23 protein-coding genes are annotated in these 22,445 nt (G+C 62.7%); 9 read left to right on the top strand and 14 right to left on the bottom strand.

Going from position 1 to position 22,445, the window contains the following annotated elements; all coding sequences use genetic code 11:
• Positions 1-365: 365 nt before the first annotated feature.
• Entirely contained in the window at positions 366-851 is a 486-nt protein-coding gene (locus SB765_RS05335) for an REP-associated tyrosine transposase (RefSeq protein WP_341796021.1), read from the bottom strand.
• A 313-nt stretch (positions 852-1,164) separates the two neighbouring features.
• Here SB765_RS05335 and SB765_RS05330 point away from each other — a divergent pair, with 313 nt between their 5' ends.
• From SB765_RS05330 to SB765_RS05315, 4 genes are all read left to right on the top strand, one after another.
• Positions 1,165-2,085 carry a LysR family transcriptional regulator gene (locus SB765_RS05330; protein WP_410910152.1) on the top strand — a complete coding sequence of 307 codons (921 nt, stop codon included), beginning with the start codon at positions 1,165-1,167 and terminating at the stop codon, positions 2,083-2,085.
• 170 nt (positions 2,086-2,255) lie between these two features.
• Entirely contained in the window at positions 2,256-3,032 is a 777-nt protein-coding gene (locus SB765_RS05325) for an SDR family oxidoreductase (protein WP_410910153.1), read from the top strand.
• A gap of 105 nt (positions 3,033-3,137) precedes the next feature.
• A complete protein-coding gene (locus tag SB765_RS05320; protein WP_016487684.1) occupies positions 3,138-3,587 on the top strand; it encodes an antitoxin Xre/MbcA/ParS toxin-binding domain-containing protein in 450 nt (149 codons plus the stop codon).
• Positions 3,584-4,021, top strand: coding sequence for an RES family NAD+ phosphorylase (locus SB765_RS05315; protein ID WP_410931048.1), 438 nt, complete (start codon positions 3,584-3,586; stop codon positions 4,019-4,021). Before SB765_RS05320 ends, SB765_RS05315 begins: the two co-directional genes overlap by 4 nt.
• Positions 4,022-4,028: 7 nt before the next feature.
• Here the strand turns inward: SB765_RS05315 and SB765_RS05310 are convergent, their stop codons facing one another.
• Together SB765_RS05310 and SB765_RS05305 are read right to left on the bottom strand one after the other, a co-directional pair.
• Positions 4,029-5,183, bottom strand: coding sequence for a cysteine desulfurase family protein (locus SB765_RS05310; protein ID WP_410910155.1), 1,155 nt, complete (start codon positions 5,181-5,183; stop codon positions 4,029-4,031).
• Positions 5,184-5,377: 194 nt separating this feature from the next.
• Positions 5,378-6,304 carry a LysR family transcriptional regulator gene (locus tag SB765_RS05305; protein ID WP_049274693.1) on the bottom strand — a complete coding sequence of 309 codons (927 nt, stop codon included), beginning with the start codon at positions 6,302-6,304 and terminating at the stop codon, positions 5,378-5,380.
• A 139-nt stretch (positions 6,305-6,443) separates the two neighbouring features.
• Here SB765_RS05305 and SB765_RS05300 point away from each other — a divergent pair, with 139 nt between their 5' ends.
• From SB765_RS05300 to SB765_RS05290, 3 genes are all read left to right on the top strand, one after another.
• On the top strand, positions 6,444-7,673 hold the full coding sequence (locus tag SB765_RS05300; protein WP_028613239.1) for an acyl-CoA dehydrogenase: 1,230 nt from the start codon (positions 6,444-6,446) through the stop codon (positions 7,671-7,673).
• 163 nt (positions 7,674-7,836) lie between these two features.
• The gene (locus SB765_RS05295; RefSeq protein WP_410931047.1) at positions 7,837-9,237 is read left to right on the top strand and encodes a PAAR domain-containing protein; all 1,401 of its coding nucleotides are present in this window, start codon (positions 7,837-7,839) and stop codon (positions 9,235-9,237) included.
• The gene (locus tag SB765_RS05290; protein ID WP_410931046.1) at positions 9,230-9,619 is read left to right on the top strand and encodes a hypothetical protein; all 390 of its coding nucleotides are present in this window, start codon (positions 9,230-9,232) and stop codon (positions 9,617-9,619) included. Before SB765_RS05295 ends, SB765_RS05290 begins: the two co-directional genes overlap by 8 nt.
• A gap of 21 nt (positions 9,620-9,640) precedes the next feature.
• Here the strand turns inward: SB765_RS05290 and SB765_RS05285 are convergent, their stop codons facing one another.
• The 7 genes from SB765_RS05285 to ribBA all read right to left on the bottom strand — a co-directional run bounded on the left by SB765_RS05285 (position 9,641) and on the right by ribBA (position 17,757).
• Positions 9,641-10,696 carry a TerC family protein gene (locus SB765_RS05285; protein WP_410910159.1) on the bottom strand — a complete coding sequence of 352 codons (1,056 nt, stop codon included), beginning with the start codon at positions 10,694-10,696 and terminating at the stop codon, positions 9,641-9,643.
• 166 nt (positions 10,697-10,862) lie between these two features.
• Positions 10,863-12,170 (bottom strand): phosphate ABC transporter substrate-binding/OmpA family protein, encoded by a 1,308-nt coding sequence (locus SB765_RS05280; protein WP_341798337.1) that lies wholly within the window; start codon positions 12,168-12,170, stop codon positions 10,863-10,865.
• 185 nt (positions 12,171-12,355) lie between these two features.
• Positions 12,356-13,504: an ABC transporter ATP-binding protein gene (locus tag SB765_RS05275; protein WP_410910160.1), complete on the bottom strand. Its 1,149-nt coding sequence runs from the start codon at positions 13,502-13,504 to the stop codon at positions 12,356-12,358.
• Between the two features lie 19 nt (positions 13,505-13,523).
• Positions 13,524-14,333 carry an ABC transporter permease gene (locus SB765_RS05270; protein ID WP_016499074.1) on the bottom strand — a complete coding sequence of 270 codons (810 nt, stop codon included), beginning with the start codon at positions 14,331-14,333 and terminating at the stop codon, positions 13,524-13,526.
• A gap of 6 nt (positions 14,334-14,339) precedes the next feature.
• Positions 14,340-15,257 (bottom strand): ABC transporter permease, encoded by a 918-nt coding sequence (locus tag SB765_RS05265; protein ID WP_341798339.1) that lies wholly within the window; start codon positions 15,255-15,257, stop codon positions 14,340-14,342.
• A complete protein-coding gene (locus SB765_RS05260; protein ID WP_410931045.1) occupies positions 15,254-16,279 on the bottom strand; it encodes an ABC transporter substrate-binding protein in 1,026 nt (341 codons plus the stop codon). Before SB765_RS05260 ends, SB765_RS05265 begins: the two co-directional genes overlap by 4 nt.
• Positions 16,280-16,635: 356 nt before the next feature.
• Entirely contained in the window at positions 16,636-17,757 is a 1,122-nt protein-coding gene (ribBA, locus tag SB765_RS05255) for a bifunctional 3,4-dihydroxy-2-butanone-4-phosphate synthase/GTP cyclohydrolase II (RefSeq protein WP_016499077.1), read from the bottom strand.
• 78 nt (positions 17,758-17,835) lie between these two features.
• Here ribBA and SB765_RS05250 point away from each other — a divergent pair, with 78 nt between their 5' ends.
• A complete protein-coding gene (locus SB765_RS05250; protein WP_341798341.1) occupies positions 17,836-18,129 on the top strand; it encodes a DUF1330 domain-containing protein in 294 nt (97 codons plus the stop codon).
• A gap of 91 nt (positions 18,130-18,220) precedes the next feature.
• Here SB765_RS05250 and SB765_RS05245 read toward each other — a convergent pair whose 3' ends face one another.
• A complete protein-coding gene (locus SB765_RS05245; RefSeq protein WP_341798342.1) occupies positions 18,221-19,240 on the bottom strand; it encodes an alpha/beta hydrolase in 1,020 nt (339 codons plus the stop codon).
• A gap of 146 nt (positions 19,241-19,386) precedes the next feature.
• Here SB765_RS05245 and SB765_RS05240 point away from each other — a divergent pair, with 146 nt between their 5' ends.
• Positions 19,387-20,271, top strand: coding sequence for a LysR family transcriptional regulator (locus tag SB765_RS05240; protein ID WP_410931044.1), 885 nt, complete (start codon positions 19,387-19,389; stop codon positions 20,269-20,271).
• 69 nt (positions 20,272-20,340) lie between these two features.
• On the opposite strand, the gene SB765_RS05235 is transcribed toward SB765_RS05240, so the two are convergent.
• From SB765_RS05235 to SB765_RS05225, 3 genes are all read right to left on the bottom strand, one after another.
• Positions 20,341-21,072 (bottom strand): SDR family NAD(P)-dependent oxidoreductase, encoded by a 732-nt coding sequence (locus SB765_RS05235; protein ID WP_410931043.1) that lies wholly within the window; start codon positions 21,070-21,072, stop codon positions 20,341-20,343.
• Positions 21,069-21,491, bottom strand: a complete 423-nt coding sequence (locus tag SB765_RS05230; RefSeq protein WP_341798345.1) for a nuclear transport factor 2 family protein — start codon at positions 21,489-21,491, stop codon at positions 21,069-21,071. Before SB765_RS05230 ends, SB765_RS05235 begins: the two co-directional genes overlap by 4 nt.
• Before the next feature lie 347 nt (positions 21,492-21,838).
• Positions 21,839-22,444, bottom strand: a complete 606-nt coding sequence (locus SB765_RS05225; protein WP_410931042.1) for a sarcosine oxidase — start codon at positions 22,442-22,444, stop codon at positions 21,839-21,841.
• Between the last annotated feature and the right edge of the window lies 1 nt (position 22,445).

Here is a 22,445-nt window from a genome sequence, read left to right as displayed (position 1 = left end):
TTCGGTGTTGGCAGATCATTACCCCGTTTCACGGCGATACGCTTGTCTGTAGGAGCAGCCTTGTGCTGCGAAGAGGCTAGTACGAGCGACACTGATGCATCGCCTGAACCGGCTTCTTCGCAGCACAAGGCAGCTCCTACAAGGAGTTGTGCAGGCTGTCAGCGTCTGTGAGCCACACTGCGTCCCAGTGGGGATAATCGCCAATCCACGCATAGAGGCTGGAGCCGCTTTCGGTGTTGGCAGATCATTACCCCGTTTCACGGCGATACGCTTGTCTGTAGGAGCAGCCTTGTGCTGCGAAGAGGCCGGTACGAGCGACACTGATGCATCGCCTGAACCGGTCTCTTCGCAGCACAAGGCTGCTCCTACAAGGAGTTGTGCAGGCTGTCAGCGTCTGTGAGCCACACTGCGTCCCAGTGGGGATAATCGCCAATCTGTGTTGCCAGACCTGCCCGCAAAGGGTTGGCAACAATGTACCGGGCCACCTTGCGTGTATCGTCCTCCATGCGCAGCGCCCGGTCATGATAGCCACGCTGCCAGGCCTGGCCTGGGCAAATGCCCGCTTTGCACAATGCTGTGCCTGAGCGGGATTTGAACTGCCGCATCAGGCTGCTCAAAGTGATGGCATGCAACTCTATCAGCCAATGCAAGTGATCAGGCATCAACACCCAGGCAAGTGAGCGGCAGTCGCCGAGGAAGTCCGAGTGCCTCAACTCCCTGATGACCAGGCGTGCCGCTCGCAGATCGTGGAATAACGGCCTGCGCTGGTGGGTAACAGTGGTTAGCAAGTACAACCTGCCAGGTTCGGAAAAACGCCCCCGCCGCAAGAGATTTGCTTCGGCTCGATCCATGTTGTGCACCTCGCATCCATTCGTTGTGAGCACCAACCATAGAGGCAGGAGCCGCTTTCGGTGGTGGCAGATCATTACCCCGTTTTACAGCGTTACGCTTGTCTGTAGGAGCAGCCTTGTGCTGCGAAGAGGCCAGTACGAGCGACACTAATGCATCGCCTGAACCGGCCTCTTCGCAGCACAAGGCTGCTCCTACAGCGAAATGTGGCATGCGTGTTCTGCGATCAAGGGTCATTTGCTTAAAACTCAATGCCCCCCCGTTGACGACGCTCTATAGTGCTCGGCATTACAAGACCCATGTCGAGCCTGCCTGATGATCCCTTCCCTGGATTCCATTTTTTCTCGCCTGCGCCTGCGTCAGTTGCGCCTGCTGATCGAGCTGGATCGCTGTGGTTCGCTGCACAAGGCGGCCGAAGCCATGGCCATTTCCCAGCCCGGGGCCACCAAGGCGTTGCGCGAGGTGGAGGAAGTGCTGGGGGTACCATTGTTCCAGCGCCTGCCCAGCGGCCTGGTAGCCAACGACGTGGGCCGTTGCGTGGTGCGCTACGCGCGGCTGATCCACAGCGACCTGGGGCATTTGCGCGAAGAGGTGCTAGGCATCGTCCAAGGTCAGGGTGGGCGTCTGGCGGTGGGCAGCATCATGGGGGCCATGCCGACACTGGTCAGGGCCTTGGGGCGCTTGCGCCGCAAGCAGCCGCAGCTGGCGGTGGAAATTGCCGAGAATACCAGCGCCAACCTGCTCGCCCAGCTGGACGAGGGGCGCCTGGACCTGGCCATCTGCCGGCCGGGGCTGGGCCGCAACGCGGCGGACTATACCTTTGTCGAACTCGCCCAGGAGCCTTTGGTGGTGGTCGCGCACCCCCAGCATCCGCTTGCCGGGGCAGCGGCACTGGCGATCAGCGACTTGAGCCATTACCGCTGGGTGGTCTACCCGGCGAACATGCCCATGCGCCAGGCGCTGGAGCGCGAGTTGAGCGAGGCAGGGGTGGAGGTGCCCCGCTACCCGCTGGAAACCTTCTCCACCTTCGCGACGTTCATGCTGCTGGAGGATGACCCGACGCTGGTCGCGGTCATTCCCAGTGCCGTGGCGGCCTTTGCCGAGCAGCGCGGGTTGCTGGTGTCGCTGGCGGTGCAGCTACGGGCGTTGAGCGAGCCGTTCGGCATCGTGCACCGTGTGGCGGCGCCGCTATCGCCAGCTGCGCGGTTGCTGGTAGAGGAATTGACGGCCAATTGAAGTTTGACGGCGCTCGCCCTCCAGCCCATTGCTGGCGGGCTGGTGGGGATAAGCGATGGTTATTGGTGGATCAGCTCTTTTCATTATCGGCGCCCCTGCCTGTGCTCTAGATTACCCCCGGCACGGCCTGCCAGTACCCCTGTAACCCCATTTCATCAAGGAGCAACCCAATGGATCTAGGCATTACCGGCCGCTGGGCCATCGTCTGCGCGGCCAGCCAAGGCCTGGGCAAAGGCTGCGCCGAGGCGCTTGGCAAAGAAGGCGTGAACCTGGTCATCAATGCCCGCACCCAAGCCACCCTGGAGCAGACCGCCAGCGAGTTGCGGGCGGCATGCCCAGGCATCGAGGTGCGTACCGTGGCCGGCGATGTGGCCGATGCCCAGGTGCGTCAGGCGCTGTTGGGGGCCTGCCCACAGGTCGACATCCTGGTCAACAACGCCGGTGGCCCGCCACCGGGGGACTTCCGTGACTGGGGGCGTGACGACTGGCTGAAGGCGCTGGACGCCAACATGCTCACCCCCATCGAGCTGATCAAGGCGGTGGTCGACGGCATGGCCGAGCGCGGTTTTGGCCGGGTAGTGAATATCACTTCTGGCGCGGTGAAGGCGCCGATCGACATTCTCGGTTTGTCCAACGGCGCCCGCAGTGGCCTGACCGGTTTCATTGCCGGCCTGGCCCGGCAGCAGCGCCTGGCGGGCAGCAATGTGACACTGAACAACCTGCTGCCTGGGGCGTTCGACACGGCGCGTTTGCAAAAGACTTTGCAGGCGGCGGGTGGCGATGTGCAAGCGACTGCCCAGGCCAGGCGCAAGGCCATCCCGGCGGCGCGCTTTGGCGATGCCGGGGAGTTTGGCGCGTACTGTGCGTTCCTGTGCAGTACGCATGCCGGTTATATCACCGGGCAGAGCCTGCTGATCGATGGCGGGGCGTATCCGGGTACCTTCTAAAGGTGTGGGGGCGCAGTGCCCCCACAACCAAGGGGGCCAGGCAAACTGGCAATGATCCGGTGAATACCGCATACTTGTCGGCAAACGCCGAAACAGGAGTATGCCATGCTTGCCGAAGTGCTTCGCGACAACGGTTACCACGAGTACCGGGCGCGCCTGCAGGCGCTGCTGGAAATACCCGAACTTGCCAGTGACTTCGAAATCCACACCCGCATCACCCATGGTTTTGCTGCCACCTGGCTGGTGAAGCTGACTGAGCGCGGTGTATTCACGCCGGTGGAGCGGGACCAGATCATTCCCCTGCGCACCCTCAAAACCCGTATCGAGCGTGACCAGCCGCTGACCGTGGAAGAGAGTGATCGGCTGTTCCGCTCGGCCCACATCACCGCCATGGCCGAAGCCGTGTTCGGCGAAGCGGACAAGGCCAAGCGCTGGCTGTCCAAGCCCAAGGAACGCTTCTCGGGGCTGACGCCGATGCAGATGCTCACCACCCAGCAAGGCACCACTCAGGTCGAAGAGATGTTGCTGCAGATTGCCGAGGGCTTTGGCCTGTGATTCTGTGGCGTATCAGCGCTTATGCAGATTTGAGCGGCACAGGGGGCTTGCGTGTAAGCGGCCGCTGGCACCAGGCGGGCCGGCCGGTAGTGTATGCCGCCACCAGCCCTTCCGGGGCCATGCTCGAGGTGCTGGTGCACCTGGAGATCGACCCCGAGGATTTTCCTACCACCATGCGCCTGATCCGCATCGAATTGCCCGAAACGGTTTCACAGGCGCAGCTGCCGGCCTTGGAGCCCGGCTGGTCCGCTCAGCCTGAGTTGACCCGGGCGCTGGGCAATCGCTTTCTGGATGACTGCTCGGCATTGTTGCTGCCGGTGCCGAGCGCGATCATGCCCAGCACCATCAACTACCTGTTCAACCCACGGCACCCACAGGCGCAGCGCGCGAAAATCCAGGTCGAGGATTTTACCCCGGACAGCCGCTTGTTCTAGCGTGTGTTCACCACAGTGCAGCCGACGCCGTCGTCAGCACTCGACCAAACACTGCCAGCGCCTGGTCCACTTGCGCCTCGGTGGTGAATCGGCCGATGCTCAAGCGCACACTGTTGCGTGCCTGACGTTCGTCCAGCCCCAGTGCCAGCAGTACATGCGAGGCGGCGTTGCTCGCCGAGTTACAGGCCGAGGTGGTCGACAAGGCCAGCTCGCTGGCCAGTGCCGCGCTGTTGAAGCCCTTGCTGTCGATGCACAGGTTCAGGGTGTGGGGGATGCGTTGGCTGGGGCTGCCGTTGAGGGTCACGCCGGGTAAAGCCAGCAGGCCCTCGCGCAGGCGCGTGGCCAATTGCTCAAGGCGCTGGTGCTCGCTGTCACCTGGTTGGCCGGCCAGGGCAAAGGCGCTGCCCATGCCGGCGATCTGATGGGTTGCCAGGGTGCCGGAACGCAGGCCCTGCTCATGGCCGCCGCCGTGCATCTGCGCACGCATCAGCGTACGGGCGCGTGGCCCGACATACAGCGCGCCGATCCCTTTTGGCCCGTAAACCTTGTGCGCCGAGAACGACATCAGGTCCACGGCCATCGCGTTCAGGTCGATGGCGAGCTTGCCTACGGCCTGTGCGGCATCCACGTGCAGCAGGGCACCGTGGGCACGCACCTGTTGGCCAATGGCGGCAAAATCGGTAACCGTGCCCAGCTCGTTGTTGACCGCCATCAACGATACCAGGCGGGTATCGGCGCGCAACGCTGCCTGCACGCTTGCAGGCGGGATCAGGCCGGCGGCATCCGGCGTCAGGCGGGTCACGGCCCAGCCTTGGCGCTCCAGTTCGGCCACCGTGTCGAGCACGGCTTTGTGCTCCAGTTGGCTAGTGATCAGGTGCCCAGGCTGGTCGAAGCCTTGGGCAATGCCTTTGAGTGCCAGGTTGTTGGATTCGGTAGCGCCCGACGTCCAGACCAAGTTGTCGGCTTGCGCGCCGACGCGCTCGGCCACTTGCTGGCGGGCTTGCTCCACGGCCTGTCGAGCCGCCTGGCCGTAGGCGTGGCCACTGGACGCCGGGTTGCCGAAGTTGGCCTCGCTGCCAAGGCAGGCAAGCATGGTTTCGATGACCCGATTGTCGACGGGGGTGGTGGCGGCGTAATCGAAATAAAGTGGGGCGCTGGGCATTGGGGCGGGTCCATGTCTGTCGCCGTGAAATCGGCGATAGTTGGGGTAAGCGTATCCGCCATGGCTGAGATATTTTTCGCTTCCCGCCGCTTTTTTCTCAATGGGTGTGAGAAAAATTTCTCTATTTCGAACCGTTGGTAGAATATCTTTCTTCGGGAGGGGCGAGGCTGATGGGCCGCCCCTCGTAGGCAGCTTCAGGCGGGCTGCAGGGCTTTCTCTTCCTCGGCTACCACGCGTTCGCACAATTCGGTGATCTGCTCGCGCATCCAGCGGTTGGCCGGGTCCTGATCAGTGCTTTCATGCCAGTACAGGTGCGTTTCCAGTGCGGGCACCTCCACTGGCAGTGGCTGGTAACGCAACTGATGGCGACGGGCGAAACGCTCGGGAACGGTCATCGCCATGTCGGTCTGCTGCAACACCTGCGAGGCCATCAGGTAGTGCTGCGAACGCAGGGCGACCTTGCGCTGAACACCCATCTTGCCCAGCGCCAGGTCGACGTAACCCAGGCCATTACGGCGGCTGGAAATATGGATATGGGTCATGCCCAGGTAGCTGTCGAGGGTCAGTTTGCTGTCAGCGAGTGGGTGGCCCTGGCGCAGGGCGCACACATAGCGGTCTTGCATCAGCTTGACGTGGCGCACCTGCGGGTCGGTGTTCAGGGGGGCGTCGATGGCGAAGTCCAGGCGGCCCGCGGCGAGTTCCTTGGTGGTCTCGCGGCGCTTGCACAGGAAGCTTTCGATCAGCACCGCCGGCGCCAGGCGGCGCAGGCGCTGGAACAGCGGCGGCAGGATGACCGCCTCGGTCAGGTCGGTCATGCTGATGCGGAAGGTTTTGTTGGCCTGTTGCGGGTTGAAGATGCGGCTTTCCTGCACCGACGTACGCAACAGTGCCAGGGCGTTGCGCACCGGGCCGATGATGTTCTGCGCCATCGGCGTGGGCACCATACCTTGTGCGGTGCGCACGAACAGCGGGTCGTTGAAGGTTTCGCGCAGCCGCGAAAGGGCGTTGGACACTGCAGGCTGGGTAATGCCGACAATCTGACCGGCGCGGGTCAGGTTGGCTTCGGTGTAGATCGCATCGAACACGATGAACAGGTTGAGGTCGACCTTGCTGAGGTTCATGGGCGCCGCTCTTTGTTGGAATTATTGGCCGATCATATATCGGTTATGAATGTTTATACACGCGGAAAATAGACTAGGTGGATGGGGTCGCGCTGCTCTAGGCTCTGCGCATGTACTCCGAACCGTGAAGGTAGCCCCGATGGATTTCGCCTATTCGCCCAAGGTCCAGGCACTGCGCGAGCGCGTTACTGCGTTCATGGACGCCTACGTGTACCCCGCCGAAGCCGTGTTCGAGCGCCAGGTTGCCGAGGGCGACCGCTGGCAGCCCACGGCAATCATGGAAGAACTCAAGGCCAAGGCCCGCGCCGAAGGGCTGTGGAACCTGTTCTTGCCCGAATCGGAATACGGCGCCGGCCTGAGCAACCTGGAATACGCCCCGCTGGCGGAAATCATGGGCCGTTCCTTGCTCGGACCAGAGCCGTTCAACTGCTCTGCGCCGGACACCGGCAACATGGAAGTGCTGGTGCGTTATGGCAGTGAAGCGCAGAAACGCCAGTGGCTGGAGCCGTTGTTGCGCGGTGAGATCCGCTCGGCGTTTGCCATGACCGAGCCCGACGTTGCCTCCTCGGACGCGACCAATATGGCCGCCACTGCCGTGCGTGACGGCGACGAATGGGTTATCAATGGCCGCAAATGGTGGACCTCCGGCGCCTGCGACCCGCGTTGCAAGGTCATGATCTTCATGGGCCTGTCCGACCCTGAAGGCCCACGCCACCAGCAGCATTCGATGGTGCTGGTGCCCACCGATGCGCCGGGCGTGAAGATCGTCCGCCCGTTGCCTGTGTTCGGCTATGACGATGCCCCTCATGGCCACGCCGAGGTGCTTTTCGAGAACGTACGGGTGCCTTATGAAAATGTGCTGCTCGGCGAGGGGCGCGGCTTCGAGATTGCCCAAGGGCGCCTTGGCCCAGGCCGTATCCACCACTGCATGCGCTCGATCGGCATGGCCGAGCGTGCGCTGGAGCTGATGTGCAAGCGCTCGGTGGAGCGTACTGCTTTTGGTCGGCCCCTCGCACGGCTGGGTGGCAACGTCGACAAGATCGCCGACTCACGCATGGAAATCGACATGGCGCGGCTGTTGACGTTGAAGGCGGCGTACATGATGGACACCGTCGGCAACAAGGTGGCCCGCAGCGAAATCGCGCAGATCAAGGTGGTGGCGCCAAACGTGGCGTTGAAGGTGATCGACCGGGCGATCCAGATGCATGGCGGGGCAGGGGTGAGCGGCGATTTTCCGCTGGCCTACATGTACGCCATGCAGCGCACCCTGCGCCTGGCCGACGGGCCGGATGAAGTGCACCGGGCGGCGATTGGCAAATATGAAATTGGCAAGTATGTGCCGGTGGAGCTGTTGCGTAGCGGGCGATGAAGTCGTCAGCCTGAGCCGGCCTCTTCGCGGGTGAACCCGCTCCCACAGTGATCGCACAAACTCCCGCAATGTGTAGGAGGTATCCGAATTTCGGCTGAGGCCCCCTGAATTTCCCTTGCTGGTGATAGGTTTTCAACCCTAACCAGGTACAGGGAGTTTAGGGATGCGCGTCAATTTGGAGGGAAAGGGTCAGGCGGTAGATGGTGATGTCACTACAACGGGTGCTGTCTGTATTGCGACCGGGGCGGGCTACCTGGACGAAGGCCGAATGGTGCTCCGTGAAGGCGACCACACCACGCCATGCCCTCTTTGTGGGCAGGTGGGAATTGTCGCTGAAGGTGTGGATCACTTTATTTCCGATGGCCAGCGGGTGGCCATGGATGGTGCGTTGGTTGCCTGTGGCTGTGCGCCGGGGATCAACCGGGTGGTCGCACCGTTATATGAAGCACCGCCGTCCATGTATTCCATTGCGGGGGGTACCAATACCCACTTTAATCAGCCGTCAGCCACCGCCTACCCCGGGCGCTTCTCCCGACCCGTCGTAGGGGCACTGCCCGATTCGCTAGAGCCTGGCTTCTATGTAGTTCCTCGACGCATGTCGTTCCCCCAGGTGCTGCTGCAACTGGCCGAGCACGATGCCACTTTGCCGATCTCCCGGTTGCAGCGGCTCAACCCGACGTTTGAGCAAGGCTTCAAGGCTGGGGAAATCTTCGTTATCGGTGATCCTGACAACGCCAATGCCTGTACGCGCGAAGAGGGAGAACTGATGGCGGCTGCGCAGCATGCACGACGTGCTTTGGAGGTGCTCGACTACGCCGAAGCGGATTTCATGATGCACCACCAGGCCGAAATCGCCGGCTTGCTCAGCAACGCCAGTCTGTCCATGGGCGTCGGCAAGGACATGCTCGATCAAGGTTTGAAACAGGTCAGTCATACATTGACCAGTATCGAGCAGTTGCATCAGCGGGAGTTCATGCGCCACGGCCATTTGAACAGCCCGGGCTTTTTCGCTGAACGGCGGCGGCTTCTGCAGCAGCTGGATGGACAGTTGAAAACGGCATTTTTGAACAAGCAGTTGAACCTTGGGAGCTATGAGCGCTTGAGTAGGAGCTTGAATATTTCGACCAAGAGTCTAGTCCATCACTGGTCGAAAGCGGGCGGGCCGGGGCAGATTCCGGGGTATGCAACGCATCTGGATAAGGTGGCGCGGCTGAGCAAGTATCTTGAATATGGTGGGTATGCTGCAATTGGGCTGGGGGCTACGTCATCTTATCTGAAAGTGCAAGAGGTCTGTGTTGCAGGTGAAACTGATGACTGCCGGAAAGTCCGATTCACCGAAACGGGCAGTTTCGCTGGTGGCTTAGGAGGAGGGATGGTGGGAGGTTACATCGCAGGTGCTGCCGCTGCCGCGCTATGCGGTGTTTTCGCGGTGGGTACCGGCGGCCTTGGTGTTCCCGTATGCGGGATTGTCCTGGTTAGCGCCGGCTCTGCGGCAGGCTCTATGGGTATTGGCGCAGCTGGCGAGAAGGTCGGTGAAGTGATTTATGAGGTGATGGATGATTGACTTTGATAGCTGGTCGCCATACTTGCGAATAGCTTTCTTAGTTGCGCCCTTCATTATCGGCCTTGTCGGTATCGCTATGAATGTACAGATTGCGCTGTCGACGGATTTTGATATCGCTCTTTCAGCAATTAGCAGCAATCCCTACCTGGAACAGATGAAGCCCGTGTGGGGCGGCGGGAATCTGAGGTCTCGATGTCTACTGATGAGCACGGTAAGCGCGTTGGTTACATTTCCTTGGCTTCATTTGCGCTTGGGATGGTTGGACGAGGCGGAACTTGAAAGGTTTCCGCCCAAGTTGAGGCGAAAATTAGGGGCAGCTCTTTGGCTGATCCTGATCTCATCAGTCTGGGGGGGGGTGGGTTATTTCATTATAAAGAAATGATCTCCGCCCAGATTCGTAGCTTCAGACCCGCATCTGCGGGTCTTCCTTTTTATTGCTAAATTCACCACCGGCATTCGCAGGCTGTTTGGGTTGTATCTCCGCCTTCTCCCCCCGCGTCTTCACCAACGAAACCACCACCCCACCCAGCAACAACCCGAACGTCACCCCCAACGACAGCAGCGCCGGCACCTTGCCCACCATGCCGTGATAGAAAATCTTGCAACCAATAAAGATAAGCACCAGCGCCAACGCATACTTGAGGTAAACAAACCGGTGCATCAACGCCGACAGCGCGAAGTACAACGAACGCAGCCCAAGAATGGCAAAGATGTTCGAGGTGTAGACAATGAAGGGGTCCTGGGTAATGGCGAAGATTGCGGGCACGCTGTCGACGGCAAACACCAGGTCGGCCAACTCGATCAGCACCAGTGCCAGGAACAACGGGGTGGCATAGCGCAGCGCCTTGCTGTGGCCGGCCGGGGTCTGGTGTACGAAGAAGTGCGAACCGTGGATCTGGTCGGTGACCCGCATGTGCCGGCGAACGAACTTGAGGATCGGGTTGTTGGCCAGATCAGGGTGGCTGTCTTCCTTCGATAGCGCCATCTTCACCCCGGTAAACAGCAGGAAGGCACCGAAGATATACAGCACCCAGGCAAAGTTCTGCACCAGCGCGGCGCCCACGCCAATCATGATCGCCCGCAGGAACACCACCCCCAGGATGCCCCAGAACAGCACACGATGCTGGTAGCGTCGGGGGATGGCAAAGTAGCTGAAGATCATCGCCATGACGAACACGTTGTCCATCGACAGCGACTGCTCGACCAGGAAACCGGTGTAGAACTCCAGCGCCGACTGGGCGCCCAGCTGGTACCAGACCCCGGCGCCGAACAATACGCCAACGCTGAAGTAGCCCGTGTACAGCAGCAGGCTTTCGCGCATTTCGATTTCCCGGTCGTGGCGGTGCAGCACGCCCAGGTCGAGCACCAGCAAACCGATGACGATGGCCATGAACACCAGCCACAACCAGGCGTTGGTACCGAGTACAGGGGTGGTGAGGAATGCTTGCAGAGCTGTCATGAGCCCCTCCTTGAATGTCGACGTTGCATGGCAACAGTGATCCGACATGGCGGCTTGGCAGCCGTCAGAGGGGCCCGGTATCACATGAATTTGAGCCTAGACCCGATTGCAGGAGATACCGAATGGGGAGCTGTTACATTTCTTTGCCAGAGCCCCCTGCATCAATTCAATACACCCACACCTCGACCCGCCGATTGCGCAGTCGCCCTTGCTCCAGCTCATTGCCGGCCACCGGCAGTTCATCGCCCATACCCGTCACTTCCAGCAACTCCACGCCATCGCGCGCCAGCTCGCGGCGCACTGCCTGGGCCCGAAGGCGCGAGAGCAGGGCGGCGCGGCCAGGCGTTTCCTTGGGGTCGCCAAACCCTACCAGCACCGCTTTGCTCTGCAGCTTGCCAGCCTGGCGCAGGTACTCGGCCACCCGCTGCACGTCGCGCAGGGCCTTGTTGTCGAGGCTGGCGCTGCCTTCCTGGAAACGGAAGTTCACGCTCAGCCGTTGCGCCCGCTGGGCCAGGGTGCGGTAGCGCGGCGGCATGTCGGCCAGGGGCGCTACTGCCAGGGCCTTGATCTGCTGCGAAACAAAGCCCTGCTGGGCGACGATCGCCTGGCCGGCCGGGCTCTGGGCAAAGTCGGCCAGGGCCCTGGCCTGTGGCTTGGGGTTGGCCGGCAAGTAGAAGTACAGGCGCCGTGACAGCGGGTAATCTTCACTGGCTACCAGCGCGCGCTCCGGCAGCATGGCCGGTGCGTCACCTTCGGCTACCGCCAGCACCTTGGCCCCGTGCACCGCAGCCAGGCTGCTGAAGCCGATGGCCTTGCGGTCGGTGGCCACCTGCGCGGCCAGTTCGTCACTGGACTCGAAACGCCGGGCCTTGGCTGATAGCTCGTTGTGCTGGGGCTCTAGCACCAGCGCCTTGAACGTCTCGAAGGTGCCGGAGCGGTCGTCACGGGCGTACAGGTGGATGGCGCCGCCAGCAATGCCCAATTGCTCCCAGCGTTGGATCTGCCCGGAGAAAATCTGCGCCAGTTGCTGCGTGTTCAACCGAGGTAGCGGGTTGTCGGGGTGGACGATGACCGCGACACCGTCCAGCCCGATCACTTGCTCGGCGCTGGCAGCACGCAGGTCGCCAAGGGCCTGAAGCTGGCGCACCTCGCTGTCGTTGATCGGCCGCGAGGCAGCTGCCAGGTCGGCGTCGCCACGGCCGAGGGCGGCGAAGCCGGTGCTGGACCCGTGGGCGGCGATGTCGATGCGCACGGATTGGCCATGTGCATCGCGTGCGGTGATCACGGTCTCGTTGGCCCGCTTGCCGGGTTGCTGCTCGATGGCGGTGGCTTGCTGCGCGCGCAATTGCCCCTGCACCAGCGCTGGCAGCAAGGCCGCGCCGATGGTGTTGGAGCCTTGCGCACGCATGTGCATGGGCTCGGCCAAGGTCGCAAACGGGATCAGGGTGAGCAGCAATACAAGCAGGCGGGGCATGCCGGGTGGCCCTGTGGCATAGAGTTGGCCGGCAGATTACGACAGTGGCGTGATGATAATGTGACAGTCCGTAGGGGAGGGCTCTGCCCTCCATTCGCGACACAAGGCCGCTCCCACAGGCGACCGCGATTCCTTGTGGGAGCGGCCTTGCGTCGCGATAGGGCCGCAAAGCGGCCCCGGTTATCTCAATGCGCCCCGGCGGATTTGCTCAGGTCACTCTCGGCCCACTCGGTATAGATGCACGCATCCGCCACCGCCCAGCGCACTTTCACGCTGTCGCCCGGCTGCATCGGCATGCCCGCGGCCGACAGTGCCTTCACCGTCAGCTCGGTACCCCCTGCAGTCACCACATGGCAGGTCTGGCTTTCACCCAGGAACAGCACTTCGCCAACCTTGGCACTGACCTCGTTCCAGCCCGCCGGCAGCGGCTCGCGCGCAGCCTGTTCGGCGGTCAGGGCCAGGGCTTTTTCCGGGCGCACCATGATCAGTGCATCTTGCGAGGCGGCCAGGCCCGGGGTCAGGCGAATGGCCACTGGTTGGCCCTCGAAGCTGCCGGCGCCATTGCTGCTGGCCTTGATGCGCAGGAAGTTGGAGTTGCCCAGGAATGAGGCGACAAAGGCATTCGGTGGGTTCTGGTACAGGTCGTAACCGGTGCCCAGGCCGACGATCTTGCCATGGCTGAAGATGGCGATGCGCTGCGACAGGCGCATGGCTTCCTCCTGGTCATGGGTGACGTAGACAATGGTGATACCCAGCCGGCGGTGCAGTTGGCGCAGTTCGTCCTGCAGGTCTTCGCGCAGTTTCTTGTCCAGCGCGCCGAGCGGCTCGTCCATCAGCAGGATGCGTGGTTCGTACACCAGTGCCCGGGCAATCGCCACGCGCTGCTGTTGCCCGCCAGACATCTGCGACGGCTTGCGGTGGGCGAACTGCTCCAGCTGTACCAACTTGAGCATGGCGTCGACCCGCTTGTTGGTCTCGCTGCCGCTCAGCTTGCGGATGGCCAGCGGGAAGGCGATGTTGTCGCGCACGTTCAGGTGTGGGAACAGCGAATAACGCTGGAACACCATGCCGATGTCACGCTTGTGCGGCGGTACATTCACCAGCGACTGGCCATCGACCAGGATTTCGCCGCTGCTGGGGGTTTCGAAGCCGGCCAGCATCGACAGGGTGGTGGATTTGCCCGAGCCGCTGGAACCGAGGAAGGTCAGGAACTCGCCGTCCTGGATTTCCAGGTCGAGGTTGTCCACGGCGGTGAAGTCGCCGTAGTGCTTGTTCAGGCCGCGCAGGCTGACCAGGGTCTTGCCTGGCGCGTTGTCTTTGATCACTGCACTCATTGTTGTTTTCTCCGCGCGCTCAGGCGTTTGTTTCGGTGCGCCGGCGCAAGGCGGCGGCAATGAACATGACAAGCAGCGACAGGCCGATCAGCAGGGTCGAGGCCACGGCGATGACCGGGCTCAGGTCCTGGCGCAGGGTGGTCCACATCTTCACCGGCAGGGTCTGCAGGTCGGGGCTGGCCATCATCACACTCAGCACCACCTCATCCCACGACACCAGGAAGGCGAACAGGCCGCCAGCGATCATCCCCGGGCGAATGGCCGGAAAGGTGACCTTGAAAATCGCCTGCAGGCGCGAGGCACCGCAGATCACCGCCGCATCCTCGATCGACTGGTCGAACAGCTTCAGCGAGTTGATGATCGAGATGATGGTGAAGGGCAGGGCGACGATCACGTGGCTGACCACGAAGGCGAACAGCGTGCCGGTGTAGCCGAGCTTGAGAAACAGTGCGTACACCGCCACGGCGATGATCACCAGCGGCACGATCATCGGCATGGTGAACAGCCCGTACAGCAGCTCGCGGCCGGGGAAGCGGCCACGCACCAGGGCGAATGCGCTGGGCAGGCCCAGCAGCACGGCGGCGACGGTGGTCAGCACGGCCACTTTCAGGCTGGCCAGTGCGGCGTCCATCCACTCCGGGTTGGAGAAGAACTGGCCGTACCACTTGAAGGTCCAGCCCGGGGGCGGAAACACCAGCCACTGGGACGAGCCGAACGACAGCAACACGATGAACACCACCGGCAGCAGCAGGAAGGCCGCAATGACCCCGGTGGTCAGGTACAGGCCCGTACGCAGCGGGCGGCCCATGGCATTGGGAGACAGGAGCATGGCGGTTTACCTCGCGTTGCCAACCGGGGATTCCGGCTGCAGCTTCAGGTACAGGTAGAAGAGCACCAGGGTGATCGCCACCAGCAGTGCGGCAGCGGCGCTGGCCAGGCCCCAGTTAAGGAACGACTGCACCTGCTGGATGATGAATTCGGGCAGCATCATGTTCTGCGCCCCGCCCAGCAGTGCCGGGGTGACGTAGTAACCGAGCGACATCACGAACACCATCAGCGCGCCGGAGAACAGCCCCGAACGGCACAGTGGCAGGAACACCTTCCAGAAGTTGGTCCACGGGCTGGCGCCGCAGATGGACCCGGCCTGCAGCACCATCGGGTCGATGGCGTGCATGGTGGCCTGCAGCGGCAGCACGATGAACGGGATCATGATGTAGCTCATGCCGATTACCACGCCGGTGAGGTTGTGCACCATTTCCAGCGGGGTATCGATGATACCCATGGCCATCAACGCCTTGTTGATCACACCCGAGCTTTGCAGCAACACCAGCCACGAGTAGGTGCGCGCCAGCAGGCTGGTCCACATCGACAGCAGCACGATGTTCAGCAGCCAGCGGCCCCAGCCCTTGGGCACCAGGGTGATCGCCCAGGCCAGCGGGAAGCCCAGCAGCACGCTGATCAGGGTGACCACACCGGCCACCGAGAAGGTGTTGAACAGCACCCGTGCGTAGGCCGAGTTGGCGAACAGCTGCTCGTAGTTGCCCAGCCCCGGCGTTGGCTCCAGCACCCCGCGCAGCAACAGGCCGACCAGTGGGGCGAAGAAGAACAGGCCAAGGAACAGCAGGGCCGGCAGCAGGTTGCGGCTGCCCTTCCAGCGCTGGCTCATGCTGGCGCGGCGAGGGGCCGTCCCGGGGGCGCCGGTGCCCGTAGGGGCACCTTGCGCGTTATGCAGGGCGTTGATGGCGACTTTCATTTGACCAACCACTCATTCCAGCGGGCCGCGATGGCCTGACCGTTCTTGGCCCAGTAGGCGAAGTCGAGGGTGACCTGGTCCTGGGCGTAGGCAGTTGGCAGGTTGGGCGCAAGGTCCTTGTCCAGCTTGGCCACGCTGTCGACGTTGACCGGGGCGTAGGCGGTCTTGTTGGCGAACTCGGCCTGGCCTTCGGCGCTGCTGGCGTTGGCCAGAAACTTCATGGCCGCGTCCTTGTTCTTTGCGCCTTTGGGGATGACCAGGAAGTCGGCCATGACCAGGTTCTGTTTCCAGCTCACACCTACCGGTGCACCGTCTTGCTGCAGGGCATAGACACGGCCGTTCCAGAACTGGCCGAGCGAGGCTTCACCCGAGGCCAGCAGCTGCTGCGACTGGGCGCCACCGCCCCACCAGACGATATCTTTCTTGATGGTGTCGAGTTTCTTGAAGGCGCGGTCCAGGTCCAGCGGGTACAGCTTGTCCGGCGCTACGCCGTCGGCCAGCAGGGCCAGTTCCAGCACGCCTGGGCTGGGCCATTTGTACAGGGCGCGTTTGCCCGGGTAGGTCTTGGTGTCGAACAGTGCAGTCCAGTCCACCGGCTTGTTGGCACCGAGCTTGCCTTCGTTGTAGCCCAGTACGAAGGAGAAGAAGAACGAGCCGACGCCATGGTCGGAGACGAAGCGCGGGTCGATCTTGTCGCGCTTGATCTGGGTGAAGTCGAGGGGTTCCAGCAGGCCTTCGCTGGCGGCGCGCAGGGCAAAGTCGGCTTCGACATCGACCACGTCCCATTGCACGTTGCCGCTTTCGACCATGGCCTTGAGCTTGCCGTAGTCGGTGGGGCCGTCCTGCACGACCTTGATGTCGGTGGCTTTGGTGAAGGGTACGGCCCACGCTTCTTTCTGGGCGTCCTGGGTGGTACCGCCCCAGCTGACGAAGTTCAGGCTGTCAGCGGCCTCGGCGGCCTGACATGCCAGGGTCAGCAGGCTGGCGGACAGCACTGCGGTTACACGTTTGCTCAACAGCATGGTTACGCCCTCGTTGCTTTTGTTATTCGAGGCGGGGCTTGTGGTGCGCCCGCCAACAGTGTTCGGGGAGCAGCTAAAACAAAGTGTCTTGGTGGCCGTTTGTGATTGTAGGTGCCGGCCTGCAGATTCAAGGTCTACGGGATATCATATTATGGTATTCCAAACTTTTGGCAAGGGGTATGAGGCGACCGGCCATCACCCCGGCCTTTGCCAACTGCCGCAACCCTTTGTAGGAGCGGCCTTGTGCCGCGAAAGGGCCGCACAGCGGCCCCAGGGTTTCAGCGTCGACACACAAATTGACGGGGCCGCTATGCGGCCCTTTCGCGGCACAAGGCCGCTCCTACAAGGGGACTGTGTCAGGTCGGGAGGCCTGGCTCGAACGGGATGCTCTGCACCACCTCCAGCTCATACCCTGCCAGGCCGGCGTACTTCAGTGGTGGCCCCAGGTGACGAAGCTTGCCCACACCCAGGTCCTGCAGGATCTGCGCCCCGGTGCCTACTTCGGAGTACACCTTCGACTGCCCACGCTGGTACGGCCTTACCGGCTGTGTCAGCTGTGGTATGCGCTCAAGCAAGGCTTGGGAGGATTCATGGTTGGCCAGGATCACCACCACGCCAGCGCCTTCCTCGGCCACCTTCTGTAGCGCCGCCCACAGTGTCCAGTTGGCGGGGCCTGCGTATTCGGCACCGACCAGATCGCGCAACGGGTCGATGACGTGCACCCGTACCAGGGTCGGTTGCTCGCGGCGGATGTCGCCCATGACCATGGCCATGTGCACGCCACCTTCAATGCGGTCCTCATAGGTGACCAGACGGAAGGTGCCGTGCACGGTCGGCAGCTCGCGCTCGCCGATGCGCTTGATGGTCTGCTCGGTGCTCAGGCGGTAGTGGATCAGGTCGGCGATGGTGCCGATCTTGATGCCATGCCGGGCGGCGAACACTTCCAGGTCGGGGCGCCGGGCCATGGTGCCGTCGTCATTCAGCACCTCAACGATTACCGACGCCGGGCTGAAGCCGGCCAGGCGCGCCAGGTCGCAACCTGCTTCGGTGTGGCCGGCGCGGGTCAGCACGCCGCCTTCGCGGGCGCGCAAGGGGAAGATGTGGCCGGGTTGCACCAGGTCTTCGGGGCGGGCGTTGGCAGCCATGGCCGCCGCCACGGTGCGCGCCCGGTCGGCGGCGGAAATGCCGGTGGTGACGCCGGTGGCCGCCTCGATCGACACGGTGAACGCCGTGCTGAACACGCTGCCGTTGGCCGGTACCATCTGCTCCAGGCCCAGGCGCTGGCAGTGTTCGTCGGTCAGGGTCAGGCAGATCAGGCCACGCGCTTCGCGGGCCATGAAGTTGATGGCCTGGGCGTCGCAACGCTCGGCGGCGATCAGCAGGTCGCCTTCGTTTTCCCGGTCCTCGTCATCCACCAGCAGGACCATCTTGCCTTGCCGGTAGTCCTCGAGAAGCTCCTCGATGGTGTTGAATGCCATGTTGCACGCTCACTGTGGTGGGGTGATTTTTATGGTATACCATCATACACAAATATCGCCGTAACAGGAGAGCAGCGCATGAAGGCCTACTGGATCGCCCATGTGGACGTGACCAACCCCGAGCAGTACCAGCAGTACACCCAACGCGCGCCGGCAGCCTTCGAGGCATTCGGCGGTCGCTTCCTGGCACGTGGCGGGCGCAGCGAGGCGATGGAAGGGCGGCCTACCCCACAGCGTAGCGTGGTGATCGAGTTCGATTCGTACGAGCAGGCGGTGGCGTGTTATCGGTCCGCGCTGTACCAGGAGGCGTGCAGCCATCGCCAAGATGTGGCTAAAGCCGAGGTGATCATTGTCGAAGGGTTTGAACCCTGATGTTGAGCTGATGGCCCTTTCGCGGGTTTACCCGCGAAGAGGCCGGACCTGCCTGACGGCATTCCAGCCTCTGCCGCATGGGTGGATAAGGTTATTGAAGGTGGACTTTGAGTTCACCGGCCGCCTGGCGCATCGCCGCCTTCACTGCCGGTACCTCGCTCAGCGGGTTGAGCAGGCCGTAGTCGTGGATCATGCCGTTGTAGCGCACCGATGTAACGGTTACCCCAGCAGCGTTCAACTTGCGGGCATACGCTTCGCCTTCATCACGCAACACATCGAACTCAGCCGTTTGCACCAGCGCTGGCGGCAAGCCCTTGAGCTGTTCACTGCTGGCCCGCAGCGGCGAGGCGTAGATCTGTTCCCGCGCCTTGGCATCGGTGGTGTAGCTGTCCCAGAACCACTTCATCATCCCGGTGGTCAGAAAGTGCCCTTCGGCAAACTGCTTGTACGATGCCGTCTCGAAGCTGGCATCGGTCACCGGCCACAGCAACAGCTGGAAGCGCAGGGCAGGGGTGCCGGCCTGTTTGGCTTTCAGCGCCACGACTGCCGCCATGTTGCCGCCGACGCTGTTGCCGGCCACCGCCAGGCGCTTGCCGTCCACGCCGATCTCCTTGCCATGCTCGGCCACCCAGCGGGTCGCAGCGTAGGCCTGGTTGATCGCCGTCGGGTAGTGCGCTTCCGGCGACGGGGTGTAGTCCACATAGACCGCCACCGCACCCGAGCCGACCACCAGGTCGCGAATCAGCCGCTGGTGGGTCGGGAAGTCGCCAAGCACCCAACCGCCGCCGTGGAAGAACATGAATACTGGCAGGTCACCCTTCACATTGGCCGGGCGTACCACTTGCAGCTTGATCGACTCGCCGCTGGCCTGGACGGTGCGTTCCTTTACTTCGATACCGGAGAGGTCGACCTTGACCGAAGCCTGGGCCCCCGTCAGCACTGCCCGGGCGTCTTTCGGGCTGAGTTGTTCCAGAGGCTTGCCGCCGCCTTGTTCCAGGGCTTCGAGAAACGCCTGGGTGTGCTGCTCGACACCTGGGCTACCAGCAGCGAAAGCGCTGGAAACGGACAGGGCCAGAAGGGAGGCGGTAAGGGTTTTGTGGACAATGTTCATGAGCGAATCCTTTTCCATGCAAGTGTTGGGAGTGGGCGTCTTGCCTGGCCTGTTGGGCCATCGCTGCGACTTGTGCGTAGGTTAGGCAGATGCACTGGCGGGAAAAAGCCGCTATAAAGCGTTTTACTGTCACCATGAGCGAGACAATGAACCCCTACGAAGACATGCGCATCTTTGCCCAGGTCCTGGAGGCCGGCAGTTTTACCGCCGCCGCCGACCGCCTGGGCATGTCCAAGCAATCGGTCAGCCGGCGCCTGATGCAGCTCGAAGAGCGCTTGGGCGTACGCCTGCTCAACCGTTCCACCCGGCGCCTGGACGCCACGCCGCTGGGCCAGCACTACTACCAGTCGGCGCTGCGCCTGCTGGGCGAGGTGCAGCAGGTGGAACACGACATCAGCGGCCAGGCCCAGGCCCTGCGCGGCACCTTGCGGTTGAGCGCACCGCTGTCGTTCGCCATGTCGCACCTGGGCTGCCTGTTGACCGAGTTTTTGCAATTGCACCCGCAAGTCGATGTCGAGGTGGACCTCAGTGATCGTGCCGTGGACCTGATCGGCGAAGGCTACGACCTGGCGCTGCGGATTGGCGCGCTGGAGGACTCCAGCCTGATTGCGCGGCGTATTGCCAGTGTCGAGCGGGTGTATTGCGCGAGCCCGGCGTACCTGCAGGCGCGGGGTGTACCGCTAAAACCGGAGGATCTGGCCGGGCACGACTGCCTGCCCTATGGTCATTCTCGACAGGTGCAATGGCAGTTCCGCCAGGGCGGCAAGGCGCAGGCGATTCAGGTGACAGGGCGCATGCGTGCGAACAACGGCGAGTTGCTCAGGGATGCCGCTATCGCCGGGATGGGGGTGACCTACCTGCCGACCTTCATCGTTGGGCAGGCGTTGGCGGATGGGCGGCTGGTGAATGTGCTTGAAGAGTGGACGCCGCCTGCCTTGCAGTTATCAGCGGTGTATCCGCAGCACAGGCAGGTGGCGCGGCCGGTGCAGGGGTTTGTGAGCTTTTTGCGCGAGCGCTTGGTGCAGTTGTAGGCCAGCCTCGGCACCTTGCCGCGAAGCGCAACGCCAGCGGCAAGGCGAGCGCCCGGATCGGCGCCAGGATCAAGCCAGATGGCGGCCCAGCTTGAGGCGCCAGCGCGCCGGCAAAGCGCCCAGCAGGCGCAGCACCAGTATGAAGGTGGCGGGGAAGGCGATTTCCAGCGGCCGGCGTGGCAGGCGCGCGATGATATGAGTGGCGGCGCGTTCGGCGCTCCATAGCTGGGGCATGGGGAAGTCGTTGCGGCGGGTGAGGGGGGTGTCGACGAAGCCGGGACTGACCAGGGTGACATCGATACCCGCCAGGTCGATGCGCAGGGACTCGACCAGATACCGCAATGCCGCCTTCGACGCGCCATAGGCGCCGGCGCGCGGCAGCGCCAACCAGCTGACCGAACTGCCCATCACCACCACGTGTGGCTGCTGGCCGCGGCGTAGTAACGGCAGGGCGGCGGCCAGGCAAAGGCTGGTGCCGGTCAGGTTGGTACGTATCACTCGCTCGACCAGCGCCGGGTCGAAGTGCCCCGGCTCCAGGTACTCGCAGGTGCCCGCATTGAGGATCACCTGGTCCAGTGCGCCCCAGGCGCGCTCGATCTCCCCGGCCATCTGCGCCACTTGCCCAGGCTGGTCGATATCGCCCACGGTCAGCAGTACTTGCCCCGGGAACTGCGCGGCCAGTGCCGTCAGCTTGTCTGCGTGGCGTGCACCCAACGCCACCTGATGGCCTTGCTCCAGCAAGTGCAATGCCAGCGCAGCACCAATGCCGCTGCTGGCACCGGTGAGCCAGCAACGGCTCATGCCAGCCTGCCTTTGAGCCAGCGAATGGCGCTGCCCATGACCGGCACATGCTCGTACAGCAGGGCGCCGGCGTCGAAGTAATCCTGGTGAAAGTGCACCCGCTCATGCCAGCGCAGGTGGCTGCACCCCTGCAGGCTGATCAGTTGCCCACGGGCCAGCTGCGGGTGGCGATATTGCAAGGTCCAGCGAATGTAGCCGTGGCCCGGTTCCAGCTCGTCGGTGCCTTCGAAGCGGTAATGGCACTCGGGCACCTTCGCGTACAACTGGGCGAAATAAGCCCGCAGTGCGGGTAGGCCGGTTACCTGGTGCAGAGGGTCGCGAAATGCTACGTCCTCGCTGTACAGGTCGTTCAGCAAGTCGAGGTTGTGTGTATCGAGCGTGGCAAAGCGTTCGGCGAAGGATTGCAGGTAGCTGGACATGCACAATACCTGTACAAATTAGGTTCTTTGTACAAGGTATAGTGCAGGTCGCTGTAGAAATCTATACAGAATAATTTTTCTGTATAGTTTTTTCGTTCGACATGAGATTTTCAGCGCCTGAGAGATCGAGCGCCGCCCGCGCGGCGCTTCGCAGCACAAGGCTGCTCCTACATTTGTTTCGGACCAGTAACGCCTGTGGCTGGCGCGCTCGACCGCCTTGTTCGGGCCCTGCGCCAAGGCGTTCGCGCGAAGATCTCACAGAAATAATTGGCCCGACATAGTTGTAGGAGCAGCCTTGTGCTGCGAAGCGCCGCGCGGGCGGCGCTCGATCTCCCAGGCGCTGAAAATCATGTGGTGAACTCACCCAGCCCGATCAAACCGCCATCGAACTCATCCATGGCATCCAGCATCGCTTCGCGCAAGTAAGCCAGCGATGCCCGATCGAACAGCAACTGCAACGCCGGCCGCTCGTCACTGCCCACATTCACCACAATCACATTGATCCGTGCCGCTGAAGTCTGCGCTACCGCCCCGACCGGAAACGCCTCGGCACGTAAATCCACCCCGCACAACTTGGCCATCACCGCACTGCCATGCACCCCTGACAGCTGCAACCAGGCATGGCTGTCCTGGCGCGGCAGCAGGTAGTTACGCTGTGCATCCTGCACCCACTCGGCTTCCGCGGCAGCCACCCGTGCGCCTTCGTCGGCCAGGCTGCCCAGCAACAGGTACTCGGTCTGCGACAACCGCGCTACCCAGCCGCCGTCGTCCTGACGCGCGGCCTGGTTCGGCTGCTGAGGTAAACGGTAGCCACGTTGCTGCAGGTAGGCAGCACTGTCGCCCCCGCGAAAGCCGACCCGTGCCACTTCGGTCAGGTCAGTCAACGCACAGGTGTGCAACAACTCGGCCCGCGGGCTGCGAGGGATAAACGCTTCGGCTTGCAAACTGGTCATG

Origin of the sequence: Pseudomonas sp. SIMBA_067, from assembly GCF_046534675.1 — a bacterium.
GTDB classification, from domain to species: Bacteria; Pseudomonadota; Gammaproteobacteria; order Pseudomonadales; family Pseudomonadaceae; genus Aquipseudomonas; species Aquipseudomonas putida.
This window is presented reverse-complemented; position numbering and strand designations above follow the sequence as displayed.